15 protein-coding genes are annotated in these 14,662 nt (G+C 54.8%); 12 read left to right on the forward strand and 3 right to left on the reverse strand.

All coding sequences use genetic code 11. The features are described 5' to 3' along the window. Positions 1 to 87: 87 nt before the first annotated feature. Positions 88 to 1,236 carry a molecular chaperone DnaJ gene (gene dnaJ / locus MTX78_RS05355; RefSeq protein WP_243800578.1) on the forward strand — a complete coding sequence of 383 codons (1,149 nt, stop codon included), beginning with the start codon at positions 88 to 90 and terminating at the stop codon, positions 1,234 to 1,236. A 109-nt stretch (positions 1,237 to 1,345) separates the two neighbouring features. Here the strand turns inward: dnaJ and MTX78_RS05360 are convergent, their stop codons facing one another. Beyond that, positions 1,346 to 2,617 (reverse strand): T9SS type A sorting domain-containing protein, encoded by a 1,272-nt coding sequence (locus MTX78_RS05360; RefSeq protein ID WP_243800579.1) that lies wholly within the window; start codon positions 2,615 to 2,617, stop codon positions 1,346 to 1,348. Between the two features lie 288 nt (positions 2,618 to 2,905). Between MTX78_RS05360 and MTX78_RS05365 the strand changes: the two genes are divergently transcribed. From MTX78_RS05365 to MTX78_RS05400, 8 genes are all read left to right on the forward strand, one after another. Further along, entirely contained in the window at positions 2,906 to 3,418 is a 513-nt protein-coding gene (locus MTX78_RS05365) for an RNA polymerase sigma factor (RefSeq protein ID WP_243800581.1), read from the forward strand. Beyond that, positions 3,418 to 4,044, forward strand: coding sequence for a hypothetical protein (locus MTX78_RS05370; RefSeq protein WP_243800585.1), 627 nt, complete (start codon positions 3,418 to 3,420; stop codon positions 4,042 to 4,044). The genes MTX78_RS05365 and MTX78_RS05370 overlap by 1 nt, the downstream gene beginning before the upstream one ends. Before the next feature lie 87 nt (positions 4,045 to 4,131). Next, complete coding sequence (locus tag MTX78_RS05375) at positions 4,132 to 5,073, forward strand: ABC transporter ATP-binding protein (protein WP_243800586.1); 942 nt, start codon at positions 4,132 to 4,134, stop codon at positions 5,071 to 5,073. Positions 5,074 to 5,144: 71 nt separating this feature from the next. Then, positions 5,145 to 6,506, forward strand: coding sequence for an ABC transporter permease (locus MTX78_RS05380; protein WP_243800588.1), 1,362 nt, complete (start codon positions 5,145 to 5,147; stop codon positions 6,504 to 6,506). Between the two features lie 128 nt (positions 6,507 to 6,634). Beyond that, on the forward strand, positions 6,635 to 7,537 hold the full coding sequence (locus tag MTX78_RS05385; RefSeq protein ID WP_243800590.1) for a ChaN family lipoprotein: 903 nt from the start codon (positions 6,635 to 6,637) through the stop codon (positions 7,535 to 7,537). A 149-nt stretch (positions 7,538 to 7,686) separates the two neighbouring features. Further along, positions 7,687 to 8,337, forward strand: coding sequence for a hypothetical protein (locus tag MTX78_RS05390; protein ID WP_243800595.1), 651 nt, complete (start codon positions 7,687 to 7,689; stop codon positions 8,335 to 8,337). A gap of 56 nt (positions 8,338 to 8,393) precedes the next feature. Further along, positions 8,394 to 8,843, forward strand: coding sequence for a GNAT family N-acetyltransferase (locus MTX78_RS05395; protein ID WP_243800596.1), 450 nt, complete (start codon positions 8,394 to 8,396; stop codon positions 8,841 to 8,843). A 26-nt stretch (positions 8,844 to 8,869) separates the two neighbouring features. Beyond that, positions 8,870 to 9,829: an MBL fold metallo-hydrolase gene (locus tag MTX78_RS05400; RefSeq protein WP_243800598.1), complete on the forward strand. Its 960-nt coding sequence runs from the start codon at positions 8,870 to 8,872 to the stop codon at positions 9,827 to 9,829. Positions 9,830 to 10,069: 240 nt separating this feature from the next. Here MTX78_RS05400 and MTX78_RS05405 read toward each other — a convergent pair whose 3' ends face one another. Beyond that, positions 10,070 to 12,268, reverse strand: coding sequence for a penicillin acylase family protein (locus tag MTX78_RS05405; RefSeq protein WP_243800603.1), 2,199 nt, complete (start codon positions 12,266 to 12,268; stop codon positions 10,070 to 10,072). Positions 12,269 to 12,373: 105 nt separating this feature from the next. Here MTX78_RS05405 and MTX78_RS05410 point away from each other — a divergent pair, with 105 nt between their 5' ends. Then, on the forward strand, positions 12,374 to 12,721 hold the full coding sequence (locus MTX78_RS05410) for a hypothetical protein (RefSeq protein WP_243800605.1): 348 nt from the start codon (positions 12,374 to 12,376) through the stop codon (positions 12,719 to 12,721). A gap of 110 nt (positions 12,722 to 12,831) precedes the next feature. Here MTX78_RS05410 and MTX78_RS05415 read toward each other — a convergent pair whose 3' ends face one another. Next, positions 12,832 to 13,185, reverse strand: coding sequence for a HesB/IscA family protein (locus MTX78_RS05415; RefSeq protein ID WP_243800606.1), 354 nt, complete (start codon positions 13,183 to 13,185; stop codon positions 12,832 to 12,834). 296 nt (positions 13,186 to 13,481) lie between these two features. Between MTX78_RS05415 and MTX78_RS05420 the strand changes: the two genes are divergently transcribed. Further along, positions 13,482 to 14,018, forward strand: coding sequence for a DUF7935 family protein (locus MTX78_RS05420; RefSeq protein ID WP_243800607.1), 537 nt, complete (start codon positions 13,482 to 13,484; stop codon positions 14,016 to 14,018). 112 nt (positions 14,019 to 14,130) lie between these two features. Continuing rightward, positions 14,131 to 14,661, forward strand: a complete 531-nt coding sequence (locus tag MTX78_RS05425) for a 5' nucleotidase, NT5C type (protein ID WP_243800610.1) — start codon at positions 14,131 to 14,133, stop codon at positions 14,659 to 14,661. Position 14,662 lies beyond the last annotated feature (1 nt).

A 14,662-nucleotide genomic window follows, 5' to 3' on the forward strand; every position in this document is an offset into this window, starting at 1 on the left:
GTTGCGAACGATGATTGCCGCCTAGTATGGAAATGCCTCCTTCGGGATGGACGCGAGACAACGCATGACAGACGAAGAAATTCAATAATGGCAACGAAGCGAGATTATTACGAAATACTGGGTGTCGCCAAAAGCGCATCGGGAGATGAAATTAAGAAAGCATACCGCAAGGTTGCCATCAAGTATCACCCCGATAAGAACCCGGACGACCCTTCGGCAGAAGACAAGTTCAAGGAAGCTGCCGAGGCCTACGAAGTGTTGTCGGACCAGAACAAGCGTGCCCGCTACGACCAGTACGGGCACCAAGGAATGGGCGGCAATGGGGGAGGCCCCAGCATGGAGGATATCTTCAGCCATTTCGGTGACATATTCGGCGGCGGTGGCCAAGGGGGCTTCGAGGGCTTCTTTGGCGGTGGCGGCCGTGGGCAAGGTGGTCGGCGCGTGCGCAAGGGCTCTAACCTGCGCATCAAGCTGAAGCTCGACCTGGAAGAAGTAGCCAACGGCGTTGAGAAGAAAATCAAGGTGAAGCGCTACGTAGCGTGCAACACCTGCTCGGGCACTGGTGCTAAAAACGGTACCGACCTGAAAACTTGCCAGACCTGCCAAGGCCAAGGCCAGGTAAAGCGCGTGGTAAACACGATGCTCGGACAGATGGTAAGTGCTTCTACCTGCCCAACCTGCGATGGTGAAGGCAAGGTAGTGACCAGTAAGTGTGATGTATGCCAAGGCGAAGGCCGGCAGCTACACGAAGAGGTTATTCCAATTAATATTCCGGCGGGTGTAGCCGAGGGCATGCAGCTCAGCATGAACGGCAAAGGCAACTACCCTGAGCGAGGCGGTGTACCCGGCGACTTGCTGATTCAGATAGAGGAAGAGCCACACGAGCAGCTCAAGCGCGACGGCAACAACATCATGTTCGAGCAGTACATCTCGTTCGTGGATGCTGCACTCGGGGCCAGCATCGAGGTGCCGACCATTGAGGGCAAAGTGAAAATCAAGGTAGATCCGGGCACGCAGCCCGGCAAGATTCTGCGCCTGCGTGGCAAGGGCATCAAAGACCTTAACGGATACGGCCGTGGCGACCAGCTGATTCATCTTAGCGTTTGGACGCCAAAGAACGTGACTGGGGAGGAACGCGAACTGCTGGAAAAGCTCCGCAATGCGCAGAACTTCACGCCAAATCCTGGCAAGAACGAGAAAGGCTTCTTCGAGAAAGTGAAGGAGTATTTCCAGTAGGTTCTACTTCTACTCAGCGTGGTTTGATGAATTCAGATCTGCTACAAACAGAAAGCCCGCCTTCCCCAATGGAAGGCGGGCTTTCTGTTTGTAGGCGCAAGTTGCAGATTTACTGCTTCACGATGCGCTTGGCAATGGTGCCCTCCGTGGGATGCAGGCGGATAGTATAAACGCCACCCGCTAAGCCTTCCAGGTTAAGCTCTTGCCGGATACTGCCTTGCTGCGGTTGTAAAACAAAAGTGCGAACCACCTGGCCCATTGTATTGAGTACTTCGGCTGGCACAGCACCTTGGCTTCTCATCCCTGGTACGTAGAGCAGTGCCGCACTAGAAGCTGGGTTTGGATACAGCGAAGTAGTTGCTTCCAGACCTGTAGCCCTGCGAGTAGCTAGCGTAACGAAGTTGCCATACGAGGTGAGAATTGAATTTACATATAGTCTCAGCGAAGTGTCGTATTCCTGCTCTACCGCCCGGCGTACCTGGTTGGTAGCCGTGTAAGAAAGCAGTGTACGATCTGAATAACTAATAGCCCACGCATTATTATTCCAGGATTCCCCCTGATCTAGGATGAGGTTACCAAAATCATCGTAGGTTTCGGTAATCCGATCATCATTAACCCAAGTGCTAGGAGCCGTGAATTTCTGCTGTGTTTCAACATAGCTGCCATTGGACTGATACACAATTGTGCTACGTTGATCATCAACCCAGGTACTACCGTTCCACTCCTGGTCCTCAAGATAGCTAGGCAGTAAGTTGGCCCAATTATACCACGTGATGTTGCGGGTGCGCCCGTCATTCACATAGGCTCCATTTTCCCACTCTTGGTAGACAACCTCAGCCCACTGGTTGTTAGCATCAACTGTGTAGATAATACGCCTATCAGGTCCCCAGACGCCGGTGCTGGTATTTAGCTGCTCAGCTGTTCTGCTTGTCAGTACATTGGCAGTGTTGTAGGTGTTCGTGAAACGGTAGCCAGACCGTGTTGTCCAGGCTGTACCACTCCATATTTGGCCGATTTGCAGTGTAAAGTTTCCTTGGGCGTCGTACGTGTATTGATACCGTTCCTCATTCACATAAGCTGAACCAGCCCACGTTTGGTAGGTTTCTTCCGTGATTTGTTTGCGAAGGTTATAGGCGTACAGTTCTCTGCTGAGAGGCTGGGACGAGACGGAGTCGGTAGAGACAATCTGCGAGGTGTTGCCTCTCGCGTCGTAGGTGTAAGTCACGATTCTGCCATCCTGCCACCGATTGGTGTTGCTGTTCCAGTTGTGCTCTACGGCACGGCCTGGTACGGTTATATCGGCGTTGATACCACGGTGCGCCTTGTCCGTGGATGCATGACGGTCATGCTGCAGCTGGCCGCCATTGAGGAGTAGCTTCATGGCTGACTGCGCAGTAGTTTGTCCCTGAGCGTAGCTAGCAGGAACTGCGAGTAACGAGCTAAATAAGCAAGAGAGTAGAAGGTGTTTCATGTTACAATATGGATTTGTTTGAATATGCTAGTTATGTACTATTACTGCTTCTTGTCAACAAATCACGGTTAAATAGTGTGAAAATACCTAGAAGTAGGTATGTCCATCTCGGGGAAAGCACGACAGCCAAATAAATTGTGCGGTCCTATGTAATGCCGCAGCAAGACCGTCGATATATGCTTTGAAACTGCTGCCCGCATGAGCACTGCTGCACCCTCCACTGATTTTGTTGCCGTTGTTAATGAATACCAGCCGCTGCTGCGGCGGGTATGCCGCTTGTACTGCGCCGATGCGGATGACCGGCAGGATTTGTTTCAGGAGGTGGTGTTGCAGTTGTGGCGAGCTTGGCCGAAGTACGTGCCTCAGGCAGGAGCCAAGCTAAGTACCTGGCTCTACCGCATTGCGCTGAACGTAGCCATCAGCAACCTGCGCCAACGTACCCGCCGTCCGCAGCCCAGCAGCCTAGAAGGGGAAGCGTTGCAGCTAGCACAAACTTCCGAGCCTACCGGGTACGAGCCCGAGGAAATGGCGGCCCTTTACCGCGCCATTAATCGGCTTTCTGAGGTAGATAAGGCCTTTGTACTCCTTTATTTGGAAGAGCGGACCTACGAGGAAATGGCCGATATCCTCGGTATCACCCAAAACAATGTGCGCGTGAAGATGCACCGCGTACAAGACAAGCTTCGCCACCTGCTTACCCAACCCGCCTAATGGAACTTGATGATTTTCGTAGAGGCTGGAAGCAGCCCACTGCCACTGAAGCACCAGTTGGCCTCGATACAGCCACTCTGGCGAAGATGCTAGCTCGCGCATCCAAGAACCCTATGGCTAAAATGCGCCGCAACGTGTGGATTGAAATTGGAACCGTGGTGGTGTGCCTGGCCGGATGCACTGGAGCCGCTACCACAAGCCGTGACCCCTACTACCTTGCTATGGCAGCATGGCTTGCACTGATTTGCTTGCTGAGTGGCTTCTATTTCCGTCGTAAGCTCACCTTGCTGCGGGGTATCGGAGATGCTAGCGGCGGCGCTGTGCGGGAATACGTGGGGCACCAGCTGCACCAACTGCGCAGCCTGATGAAGCTGTATTACCGAGCTACTATGTGGTCGGTGCCTATGTCGTTTGGTATTACCCTGCTGTTTTTGGGTGGGCGCATCACGCAGCAGGTGGCGGGGCAAAAGCTACTGTTTGGGTTGGGTGTGCTCGGCTTCGTCGTTGGCTTACTGGCGGCTCTCACGTACTTCGGGATGAGCAGATTCACTAAGTGGTGGCTGCAACGCCTGTACGGCCAGCACCTCGACCGCCTAGAAACGGTGCTACACGACCTGGAAAAGTAAAGTAACCCAGCGCTCAGCTTCTTTCTTGCAAGCATAGCGAAATTCCTACATTTAGGCTTCCACATCCATCTTCCTTCCTTTCAAGTCGTGCAACCCATTCTACAAGCTATTGATGTGCACAAGGCCTACGCCGCGCACATTGCCCTTAGTGGCGTCAGCCTTGATATTCCCGAGCGTAGCATCTTCGGTCTGCTGGGCCCTAATGGGGCCGGCAAAACCTCGCTCATCCGCATCATCACCCAGATTACGGCCGCTGACTCCGGCGAAATCAGGGTGCGCGGCGAAAAGTTGAACCCCAAGCATATCGGCCAGATTGGGTATCTGCCGGAAGAACGGGGGCTCTACAAAAAGATGCGGGTAGGGGAACAGCTGCTGTACTTGGCGCAGCTCCGGGGGCTCTCGAAAGCCGATGCCACCCAACGCATCAAATCCTGGATTGATAGGCTCGACCTGCGGCCTTGGGTGAACAAAAATGTGGAAGATCTTAGCAAGGGCATGCAGCAGAAGGTGCAGTTTGTTGCTACGGTGCTGCATGAGCCCAGCATTATCATCTTGGATGAGCCATTCTCGGGCTTCGACCCCATCAATGCCAACCTCATCAAAGACGAGATTCTGGAGCTGCGCGAACGGGGCGCAACCATCATTTTCAGCACGCACCGCATGGAATCGGTGGAGGAACTCTGCGACAATATTGCGCTGATCAACCGCTCCCGGAAGGTGCTAGATGGCTCTGTGCGTGACATCAAGAACACCTTCAAAACCCAAACCTACGAGGTGGAAGGCCGCGGCCGCCTGATGGTGACGCACCCCGACTTTGAAGTGCTAGAGCACAAAGAACGCGAAAACGGCCACTTCTACGACCGGATCCGGCTCCACGCCAACACCACGCCCAACGACCTACTGCGCTACCTCATCCACAACGTGGAGGTCCATGCCTTTCGGGAGCAGATTCCGAGCATCAATGATATTTTCATCCGCCGCGTGCAGGAAACTATGCCCGAGACGCTGCTCGAGGAAGTGAGAAGCTAGGAGTGGTATGTTCCAGCTCTTAGCCCTGTTGCTTCCTATCAATACTTTCCAACGCTCAGCTTCTATTTCTCATGGATAAAATTTGGTTGATTTTACAGCGCGAATACCTGACCCGAGTGCGCAAAAAAAGCTTTCTGGTTATGTCGTTGTTGGCGCCCTTGCTGCTAGCAGGTAGCGTGGTAGGCATTGCCAAACTCACTAGCTCTTCAGACGCCGATGTGGTGGCCGTCCGCGACGAGAGCGGGCAGCAGCTATTGCAGCGCCTGGCCGCCACCGAAGATGTACGGTTCGTGCCTGCCACCGGCAATTCGTTGGCCGAAGCCACGGCAGCCTTCAAAAAAACAAAGGCCAAGCAAGACGCCTTGTTGTATTTCCCGCCCAGCTTCACTCTCGACAGCACCACGGGCACTCAGTTGCTGGCCAATGGCAACGTTAGTTTGAAGCGCCAAAACAGCATCCGGAAAGCGGTAAACAAAACGATAAGCGAGCTAAAGCTAAGCCGCTCCGGCCTCAACCAAGCCACCATCGACAACCTGAAAGCCGATGTAGGCCTCGACGCCGTAGACCTGACCCAGCAGGGCGGCCGCAAGAACAACGTGGGAGCTACCACCGGCGCTGCCTACATGCTGTCGATTTTGGTGTACATGTTCATCTTCATTTATGGTGTGCAAGTGATGCGCGGCGTGAGCGAAGAAAAATCAAGCCGCATTATGGAGGTGATGCTGTCTTCGGTGAAGCCGTTTCAGCTTATGATGGGCAAAATCCTGGGCATTGCGGCGGTGGTGTTCACCCAGTTTGCGTTGTGGATTGCGCTGTCGTGGGGTCTGACGACGCTGGCGGCACCTTTGCTGGCGGATTCGGTTCGGAAGTCGCCGCCGGTGGCTGCTGCTGCGGGCGTGCAAGAGGCGGCAGCGGCGCGTGACGTGGCGGGTGCCACCGCAACGCCTGCCCCCGACCCAACGCCGATGGTGGCGGGTAGTCCCTGGAACTTCCTGGATGGCCTGCCCGTGGCTACCATCATTGGGGGTTTCCTGTTTTTCTTCCTGGGAGGCTATCTGCTGTACTCCTCTATGTTTGCCGCCATTGGGGCCGCCGTCGACGACCAGACGGACGCGCAGCAATTCATGTTTCCCGTCACAATTCCGTTGATTCTGAGCTACATCGTCAGCATCAATGTTATCATCAACGGAGACCCAAGCGGCCCGCTGGCTTTCTGGCTCTCTATGATTCCGTTTACCTCACCCATTGCCATGGTGATGCGTCTGCCTTTCGGCGTGCCGGTGTGGCAACTGCTGCTTTCGGGTGTGCTGCTGGTGGGTGGTTTCATCTTCACAACGTGGGTGGCCAGCCGCATCTACCGGGTTGGGGTGCTGATGTATGGTAAGAAGGTAAACTACCGCGAATTGTCGCGCTGGATGTTCTATAAAGGCTAGAGTTGCTTCTCGTCAGGCGAGAATCCCCGCAAAAGAAAGGCTTTGTTACCTGTGGTAGCAGGGCCTTCTTTTGCGGGGAGGTAAGCCCAGCCAACAACATTTACGGGGGTGGTGGGGTATCTTCGTATATGCACTTCACACCCCACGTTTCGCACGTTATCCGTCCGCTTGCCTTGTGGCTGCTGGTAGTTTTCCTGGCTAGCTTCACCACGGCCGACAAGCCCGCCTACCGTCTGTTCACCGCTATCGGCAAGCCCGCCGACTACGAGAAAGCACTAAAAGAATTGGCCCAGGCCGATGTGGTGTTCTTCGGGGAGCAACACAACGACCCCATTGGGCACTGGCTGGAACTTCAGCTTACCAAAGACTTAGCGCGCCTCAAGCAAGGCCAGTTCGTGCTCGGCTTAGAGATGCTGGAGCGTGATGTGCAGCCCCTCGTAGACCAATACAGCACCGGTGAACTGGACGACAAAGCCTTTGAAGAGCAAAGCCGCCCCTGGCCCAACTACGCCACCGACTACAAGCCGTTGTTGCAGCTGGCAAAGCAGCAGAAATTTCGGGTGGTGGGCACCAACGTGCCGCGCCGGTACGCTTCTCAGGTGGCCAAAGGCAGCTTAACTGCTCTCAATACCCTGCCGGCAGAAGAAAAAGCCTGGATGGTCCCGCTGCCATTGGCCGTGGATTACGAGTTGCCGGGTTATAAAAATATGGCCAAGATGTTTGGCGGCGACGCAGCCCACGCAGCCGGCGTGCAAAACATCATTCAGGCCCAGGCTCTCAAAGACGCCACGATGGCGCACTTCCTCGTGCAGGCCCGTGCCGAAGGCCAGTTGCTGCTCCACCTCAACGGCAGCTACCATTCCGACAACCATGATGGTATTGTGGCCTATCTGCGCCAAACAAATCCGAAGCTGAAGGTGCTCACCGTCAGCACGGTGTCGCAGGAGCAACTCGACAAGTTGGACAAGGAAAATCAGCAGAAAGCCGACTTCGTGCTGGTGGTACCCACCGACATGACCAAGACCTATTAAAACGAACCATGCGCTTCGGCGTGTACCTTGCAGGGCGAAAACGGCCCGAAGGTCCAAAGCGGCATCTGCAATGGAGGCCACGCCACCCGTTGCCAGCGCCGTCCCCAATAGCCTGTCACGACTCATAGTAGAAGCCAGAACAAGCTCTTATGCAACACCAGCCCATCATCTCCACGCAGAATTATACCGCTCTACCAGACAGCAAAGTCTTGCAGCGCCTTTGTAAAGCCCTGGCGGTGCTTGACGCCATCAACTCGCCCGATGTGGAATACCGCTACCACACCTACGATGCCGCTTGGGACCAGGGTGAAGAGTTTTTCGAGATGAACGATGGGGAAGGTGACCAAATGCAGGTGCTGTTTCGGGAAGACGGCTGCGCAATCAACGGGTATGCCGACGGCCTAGAGCAACCCGACAAAGCGCGCCTCACGCGCGGCTTGCCCGAGGTGTTTGACGAGTTTATTTTTGGGGAGCCTGTCAGTTCTATCGGCACCACGTTTTGTCTCTGGTTTACGTCGCGCTACGGCTGGCAGACTGGTTTGCTTGAAAACGAAGAGGACGGCTCCGAAGATTTGCTCTACATCTTCGACGACCAGCCCCAGACGTACGTGGATTGGGCCACCGAGTACTTCGACGAAGACGAAACCAAGCAGGCCATCAACCCCGACACAGTAGCGCGCATTTATCAGGGCGAGGTATTAACCAAGGGCATGGTGCTGAGCATCGTAGACAAGGTGGAAGATTGGCTGCAACTAGAGTCCGACTTGCAGGTTATCGGCTATCCGTACGATTTTAGCTAGCTGGTAGGGACTTGCTAAAGCAGCAAGGCAGTCGATTTCCTGTGCATCTTTAGCGCATGAACTTTCGCGAAGCCCAACTTGCTGACATTCCAGCCCTGTTTGATGTTCGGTACTCCGTCACAGAAAACGTACTGCGCGACCGTACGCTGGTAACGGCAGCGAATACCGAGGACTACCTGGTTCGGCGGGGTAAAGGCTGGGTGTGTGAAGCAGATGGGCAGGTCGTTGGTTTCGCCATTGCCGACTTGCAAGACCATAGTATATGGGCGCTGTTCCTGCGGCCCGAGTACGTGGGGCAGGGCATTGGCAAGCACCTGCACCACTTGCTGCTCGACTGGTACTTTGCGCAAACCTCCACTGCCATCTGGTTGAGCACCGGCCCCGATACCCGCGCCGAAGAGTTCTACCGGCGGCAGGGCTGGCAAGAAACCGGGCAGACAGCTAGTGGAGAAGTACGGTTTGAAATGACAGTACAAGCGTGGCGGACGCCAAGGGCCAGGCAGTAGAAAGTTCTCTTTACCTGTGTAATGTCATGCATTGCTATTTCTGGAGTTTCTTGCTTGCGCTGTTGGTTGCCTTGCCCGCACGAGGTCAGCGTACCGAGCCGCCAGCTTTCACAGTGGTTCCGCTTGGCGTGAAAGGCGGGATAGAGGAAGGCAACCTGTCGGCGTATATGGTGGCACCGGTTGGTAGTTCGTCCTACGTCTGCCTCGATGCGGGGAGCCTGCGCCAGGGCATAGAAAACGCCGTGCGCAACAAGGTGTTTTCAGTGCCCGCCGATACCGTGCTACGCAGCTACATCAAAGCCTACCTGGTTTCCCACGCCCACCTCGACCACGTAGCCGGCTTGCTGCTCAACGCTCCTGACGATGCTCCCAAAGACATCTACGGCCTAGCAAACTGTCTCACTACCATCCAGAACGATTACTTCAACTGGCGGGCGTGGCCCAATTTCGGAGATGGTGGCAATCCACCGGCACTGCGCAAATATCGGTTCCGGGAACTGGTGCCTCAGCAGGCTGTGCCCCTGGAGAGCACCCGCCTGAGTGTCCAGACGTTCGTGCTAAGCCATGCAAAGCCCTATCAAAGTGCGGCCTTCCTCCTCAAAAGCCAAGACAGCTACCTGCTCTACCTCGGCGACACAGGAGCCGACGAATTAGAGCAGGCGCACAACTTGCGTGCGGTGTGGCAGGCGGTGCGGCCATTGGTAAAGGCGCATCAGCTGCGGGCCATCTTCATGGAAGCTTCCTACCCCAATGCGCAGCCTTCCACGCAGCTGTTCGGCCACCTTACCCCAGCGTTGCTAATGCAGGAAATGAACACACTGGCCCTATTAGCTGGCCCTGATGCCCTGCGCGGATTGCCCGTTGTTGTTACTCACCTCAAGCCAACCGCCAGCAACGAGCAGACAATCAAAAAGCAGCTGGCAGAAGCCAACAAGCTACAGTTGAAGCTAATCTTTCCGGTGCAAGGGCAGCGCCTGGAGTTTTAACGGCATCTCGGCGCTGCGGAAATTGTGTGTTGGAGGCTATAGCGCGAAGCATGCGCTTAGCGTACCGTTGAACGGTGTTGTTGCTACGCCAGCAGTTCCAGTCGTTCAACGAGGCGCCAAGCGCAAGCTTCGCACTACACCCTCTGCCACAACCTCAGCAACGACGAAACGTGAACTGAGGATTGGCGCAGCCAAGTGTTGCATTTCCGCATGTGCACGAATCGGCAAAGCGCAGTAAGCCTACTGCTGCCCCGGTGAATAGGTGCGTTCCGCGTTCTTTTTCACGTCCTCCGGGTAGAACAGCACTTCTTTGAAGTTCTCCTCCACATAAAGGGGGGCTTGATCGGTGAAATGAGGGGAGGAGGGGTTGTTGCTGTTGCCCCCTGCCAATACCGAGCGCGCTTTGATGCGCGGGCCAAATTCCACTACGGCAATAAAGCTATTGCCTACGTTGCCGTACCGCTTCTTGGTGCCCGGATACGTCTTCGAGCCAAACGCGGCCAGTGAGCCCCAGGCCGAGGAAGTAAAGGCCACTGGCAAGCTAGGTTTCTGGTCGTTGTAGGTTTCCTGAATGTTGCCGGTGAGACGTTGGAAGCGGTTCACTTCACCCCAAGGCTGTTGCCAGGTGCCGAAGTCCCGGGTTAGCTCGTCCAGCGTTTCTTGCAGCGCGGCCACCTTCTCCTGCGGGGTGGTTTTGGCGATGGTAAAAGCCATCAGGCTCATATAATCAAGGCGCTGATCGGGGGCTACGCGGGTGCGGGCCAGGCGCTGAATCTTCTCGCCCCAGTATATAGCCACGGTTTGCGCCACCGATGATTTGCTGTAGCGCTTGTCCCAGGTACGCAGCAGCTTCATGGCGTCCAAGATTTCACCTTGCGGCGGATTGGTGCCATCACTCACAAACTGAAAGTCTTTCACCAAGGCCGGAATCAACTCATCAAAGCCAGCCAAATACGGGTCTTTGGCCGCCGCAATAAGGGTGTCGAGGGTAAAGGTGCGCTTGCTGCCAAGCACCCGCACCGCATTGATGCCGCGGTAATTTTCAGCGTCAGGAGCCATGTACACAGGGTATTTTGCCTTGGCCGGGCTGCTCGGCCCCGATACGGTGAACGGGGTGGAGTTGCAGTTCTGAATCCAGCCGCTGGCCGGGTTCATCACCTGTACCAAGTCTTCCACGTTGTGTAAACCTTGCCACTCGGTTTTGGGGTTGCTGCCATCTACAGGCTGGCTCCAATCGAATTGGGGGTCGCGCTTGGGCATGAAATTGCCGTGCCAGTAGGCAATGGTGCCTTTGCTGTCGGCAAATACTGTGTTGTTGGAGGCGTTGCCGTTGAGCGCCATTACCTTCTTGAAGCTGGCGTAGTCCGTGGCTTTGGTACGCAGATAAGACTGCTCCAGCGCCTCCAGTGGCGTATCCATCATGCGTACCGCCACCCACTTATTATCGGCTTGCTGGCCTACTACGGGGCCGTGGTGGGTGCGGTAAGTGGTGAATTCTTTGCGCGCTAATTTGCCGTCTTTTTTGTAGGGTATCGATACGGTGGCTACTTGCACGGGACGCTGCTTCTGGCCGTACCGGTAATAGAACTTGCCGTCTTTCTTCTCAATTGTCTCCAGATATTCGTCCATGGAGTCAGCGCTGCTGGAAGTGTGCATCCAGCCACAGGTGGGGTTGAAGCCCTGGTACACAAAAAACTGGCCCCACGTCACGGCGCCGTAGGCGTTCAGGCCGGTTTCGCTGGTTACCTGCACCTCGGGCCGAAAGTAGAACGACGTATGCGGATTGATGAGCAGCAGCGCGTGCCCGCTGGCACTTTTGGCGGGCGCCACCGCAAACCCATTCGAGCCTACCGGCTCCCGGTCCAGTTCCTCTATATCCTGGCGGAGCCAAGACGAAGACTTCTTTTGGCTGTAGAATGCTTTCAGCCGATCCACGGATACCACGCTGATATTGCCGCCAATGCTGCCTTCGCTGAACATGAGAGGCATCCAGGGCTGGAAGCGGCGCAACAGCTTGGGCTGTACGGTAGGGTGGGTGTGGAGGTAGTAGTTGGTGCCGTCGGCAAAGGCGTCCAGCAGTTGCTTCATCCAGGCCGGGCTCTTCTTGTAAATAGCAATGGCCTGGGTGCTGTCCATAAACAGGCGGGCGCGTAGGTCGTCGTAAATAGCCGCTTCGCCCTCTACCTCGGCCAACCGCCCAATCGAGGTAATATAGTTGTCTTCCACCCGGGCAAAATCGTCTTCGCACTGCGCGTACAGCAACCCAAATACTGCGTCGGCGTCGGTTTTGCCGTAGACGTGCGGCACGCCCCACTTGTCACGGACGATGGTTACTTGCTTGGCTTGCTGTTGCCAACGAGCTATTTCAGTTGGTGCAAAGGCTTGAGCATCTGCCCCGACAGCAGACAAAAAGGCACCCAGAGCAATGAGGTAACGCATCAGGCAAGAAGTGAAACGGCGAACAGAATGAAGAGGCAGCGCCTCTTCTAAAGAGACGCTAACTTACCAGCAATATCTTCCATCGTCTCAATACAAAAAAGCAGAATGGTTGAAGTAACCACAGATGGCACTCTTGCCACGTTCGAAGTTAGAGGCTTGCACAAGCTCTGGGCCTTCAAAAGTCAGATCCAGATTCCGCTGGAGCATATTCGTAGGGTCCGCCAAGATGCCGAAGCGCTAAAAGGCTGGTGGCATGGCTGGCGGGCACCTGGCACTCACATCCCGGGTTTGATAACGGCAGGAACTTTCTACGAGGCCGACAAGCGAATTTTTTGGGATGTGCACAACGCCGAAAATGCCATCATTATTGATGTGGTGCACGATGAATATAACCAGCTGATTGTGGAAGTAGAAGATCCGGCGGCTGTACTAGCGCTGCTAGGCGAAAAGTAAAGGCCCGGTATGTTCCCGCAAAAAAGTAAAAGCCCTGACCGGGAGGCCAGGGCTTTTGCTGCTTGATGCTGGTGAAATCGAAGGTAGTGAGGCTACAAGAAAACGGTTCTTTATGCCGAGAACGAAGAGCCACAACCACACGTGCTTTTAGCCTGCGGGTTGTTAAAGACGAAACCACGGGCGTTCAGACCATCCTGGAAATCGACTTCCATGCCCATTACATACATGGCATGTTTCTTATCCATGATGAGCAATACGCCGTCTAGGTCGAAGGTTTCGTCCTGGTCCTTGGCTTTATCGAAGCCAAGCAGGTAGCTCATGCCGGAGCAGCCGCCGCCCTGCACGCCTACGCGCAGACCGTACTCAGCAGGCACATTCTTATCGCGCAGAATAATACGAACCTCTTCCAAAGCGCGGGGCGTGAGGTTGATCGGAGCAAGTTTCGTGGAAACGGCAGTTGCCATAGTGCGTTCGTGTTTAGGGAAGTAAGGCAGCAAAGATACAAAGTTGGCTAGTATTGCACGGGCAATATTCCCGAAATACTACCACCCACCGTGGCTGCTCTAGGGCTACAACAGAAGAGGGGCCCCTGCGGTTCACAGTGTATCTTTGCCCAGCCAAAAATATGCCTAGTTCGTATGGAAACATGCGGTAAGGCTGATACTGCTTGCTGGATGTGTGGTTGCCGAGGCAAATAGTGAACCGTAGTGCCTCTCTTTATCTTTCGAATGCCCTTTCTTCTGGTCTGTAAAAAAACCTAATGAATACCACTGCTTACCTCTTCGACCTACTCAAAATTATTTTGCCAGCACTCATTGTTGCAGGCTCGATTTTCTACCTCATTCAGCAATACCTAGAGAAAGAGCAGCAGCGGCGCTTAATTGAATTACGCCTAGAAGCCACCAAAACCACCTTGCCACTGCGTTTGCAAGCCTTGGAGCGAGTTACGTTGCTGCTGGAGCGTATCACGCCCAACAACATTCTTATTCGCCTGAATAGCGCCGGCCAGACGGCCCCCGATTACTACCGGCTGTTGCTGCAGGAAATTCGGGCAGAATACGAGCACAACCTGTCGCAGCAACTCTACATGAGTCCTGAAACCTGGGCAGAAGTGAAAAGCGCCAAGGAGCACATCCTCACCGTTATCAACAAGTCGTACCAAGGGTTAGCGCAGCCTCAGCAGGCCCGCGGAACCGAGCTAGCCAAGCGGGTGCTTGAAACGCTAATCAACGAGGAAGCTGACCCAACCGAACGCGCCTTGCACGCCGTGAAACGCGAGGCAGCCGGCTTGTTCTAAGTTCCCTGAATCGGTACGCAACCAACCTGCCTGACTGCTCTTAGGGTGCCAGAAAAGCTCATATGCTTAGCGAGGCGCTGAGTTTGATTTGCTTCCGTTACCAACACAGTACATGATAAAAGCACGCATTGCAGTGGACATGGACGAGGTAATAGCCGACTCCATCGCTCGGTTTCAGGAATGGTATGGGCTTGAATACAACCTTGAAATAACGCGGGAACAACTGCGCGGTAAAAAGCTATATGATACGATAGCGCCCGAACACCAACCTGCCCTGCGTGAGTACCCCAACCGGCCCGGCTTCTTCAAAGACCTACCCATTATTGCCGATAGCCAGCGCGTACTACGCGAAATAGCGCAACAACACGAGCTGTTTATTGCTACGGCTGCTATGGAGTTTCCCAACTCCTTTGTCGACAAATACAACTGGCTCAAACAACACTTCGACTTTATTTCGTGGCGGAACATCGTTTTCTGTGGCGACAAAAGCATCCTCAACGCCGACTATCTCATCGACGATAATGCCTTCAACTTCGAGGGTTTTCGTGGCGAAGGCCTGTTGTTCGACGCGCCGCACAATGCCAATGAAACCCGTTATCGGCGGGTCCACAACTGGGAAGAAGTAGGGGCGATGTTTCTGTAGA

The sequence above is a fragment of the Hymenobacter tibetensis genome, from assembly GCF_022827545.1.
GTDB classification, from domain to species: domain Bacteria; phylum Bacteroidota; class Bacteroidia; order Cytophagales; family Hymenobacteraceae; genus Hymenobacter; species Hymenobacter tibetensis.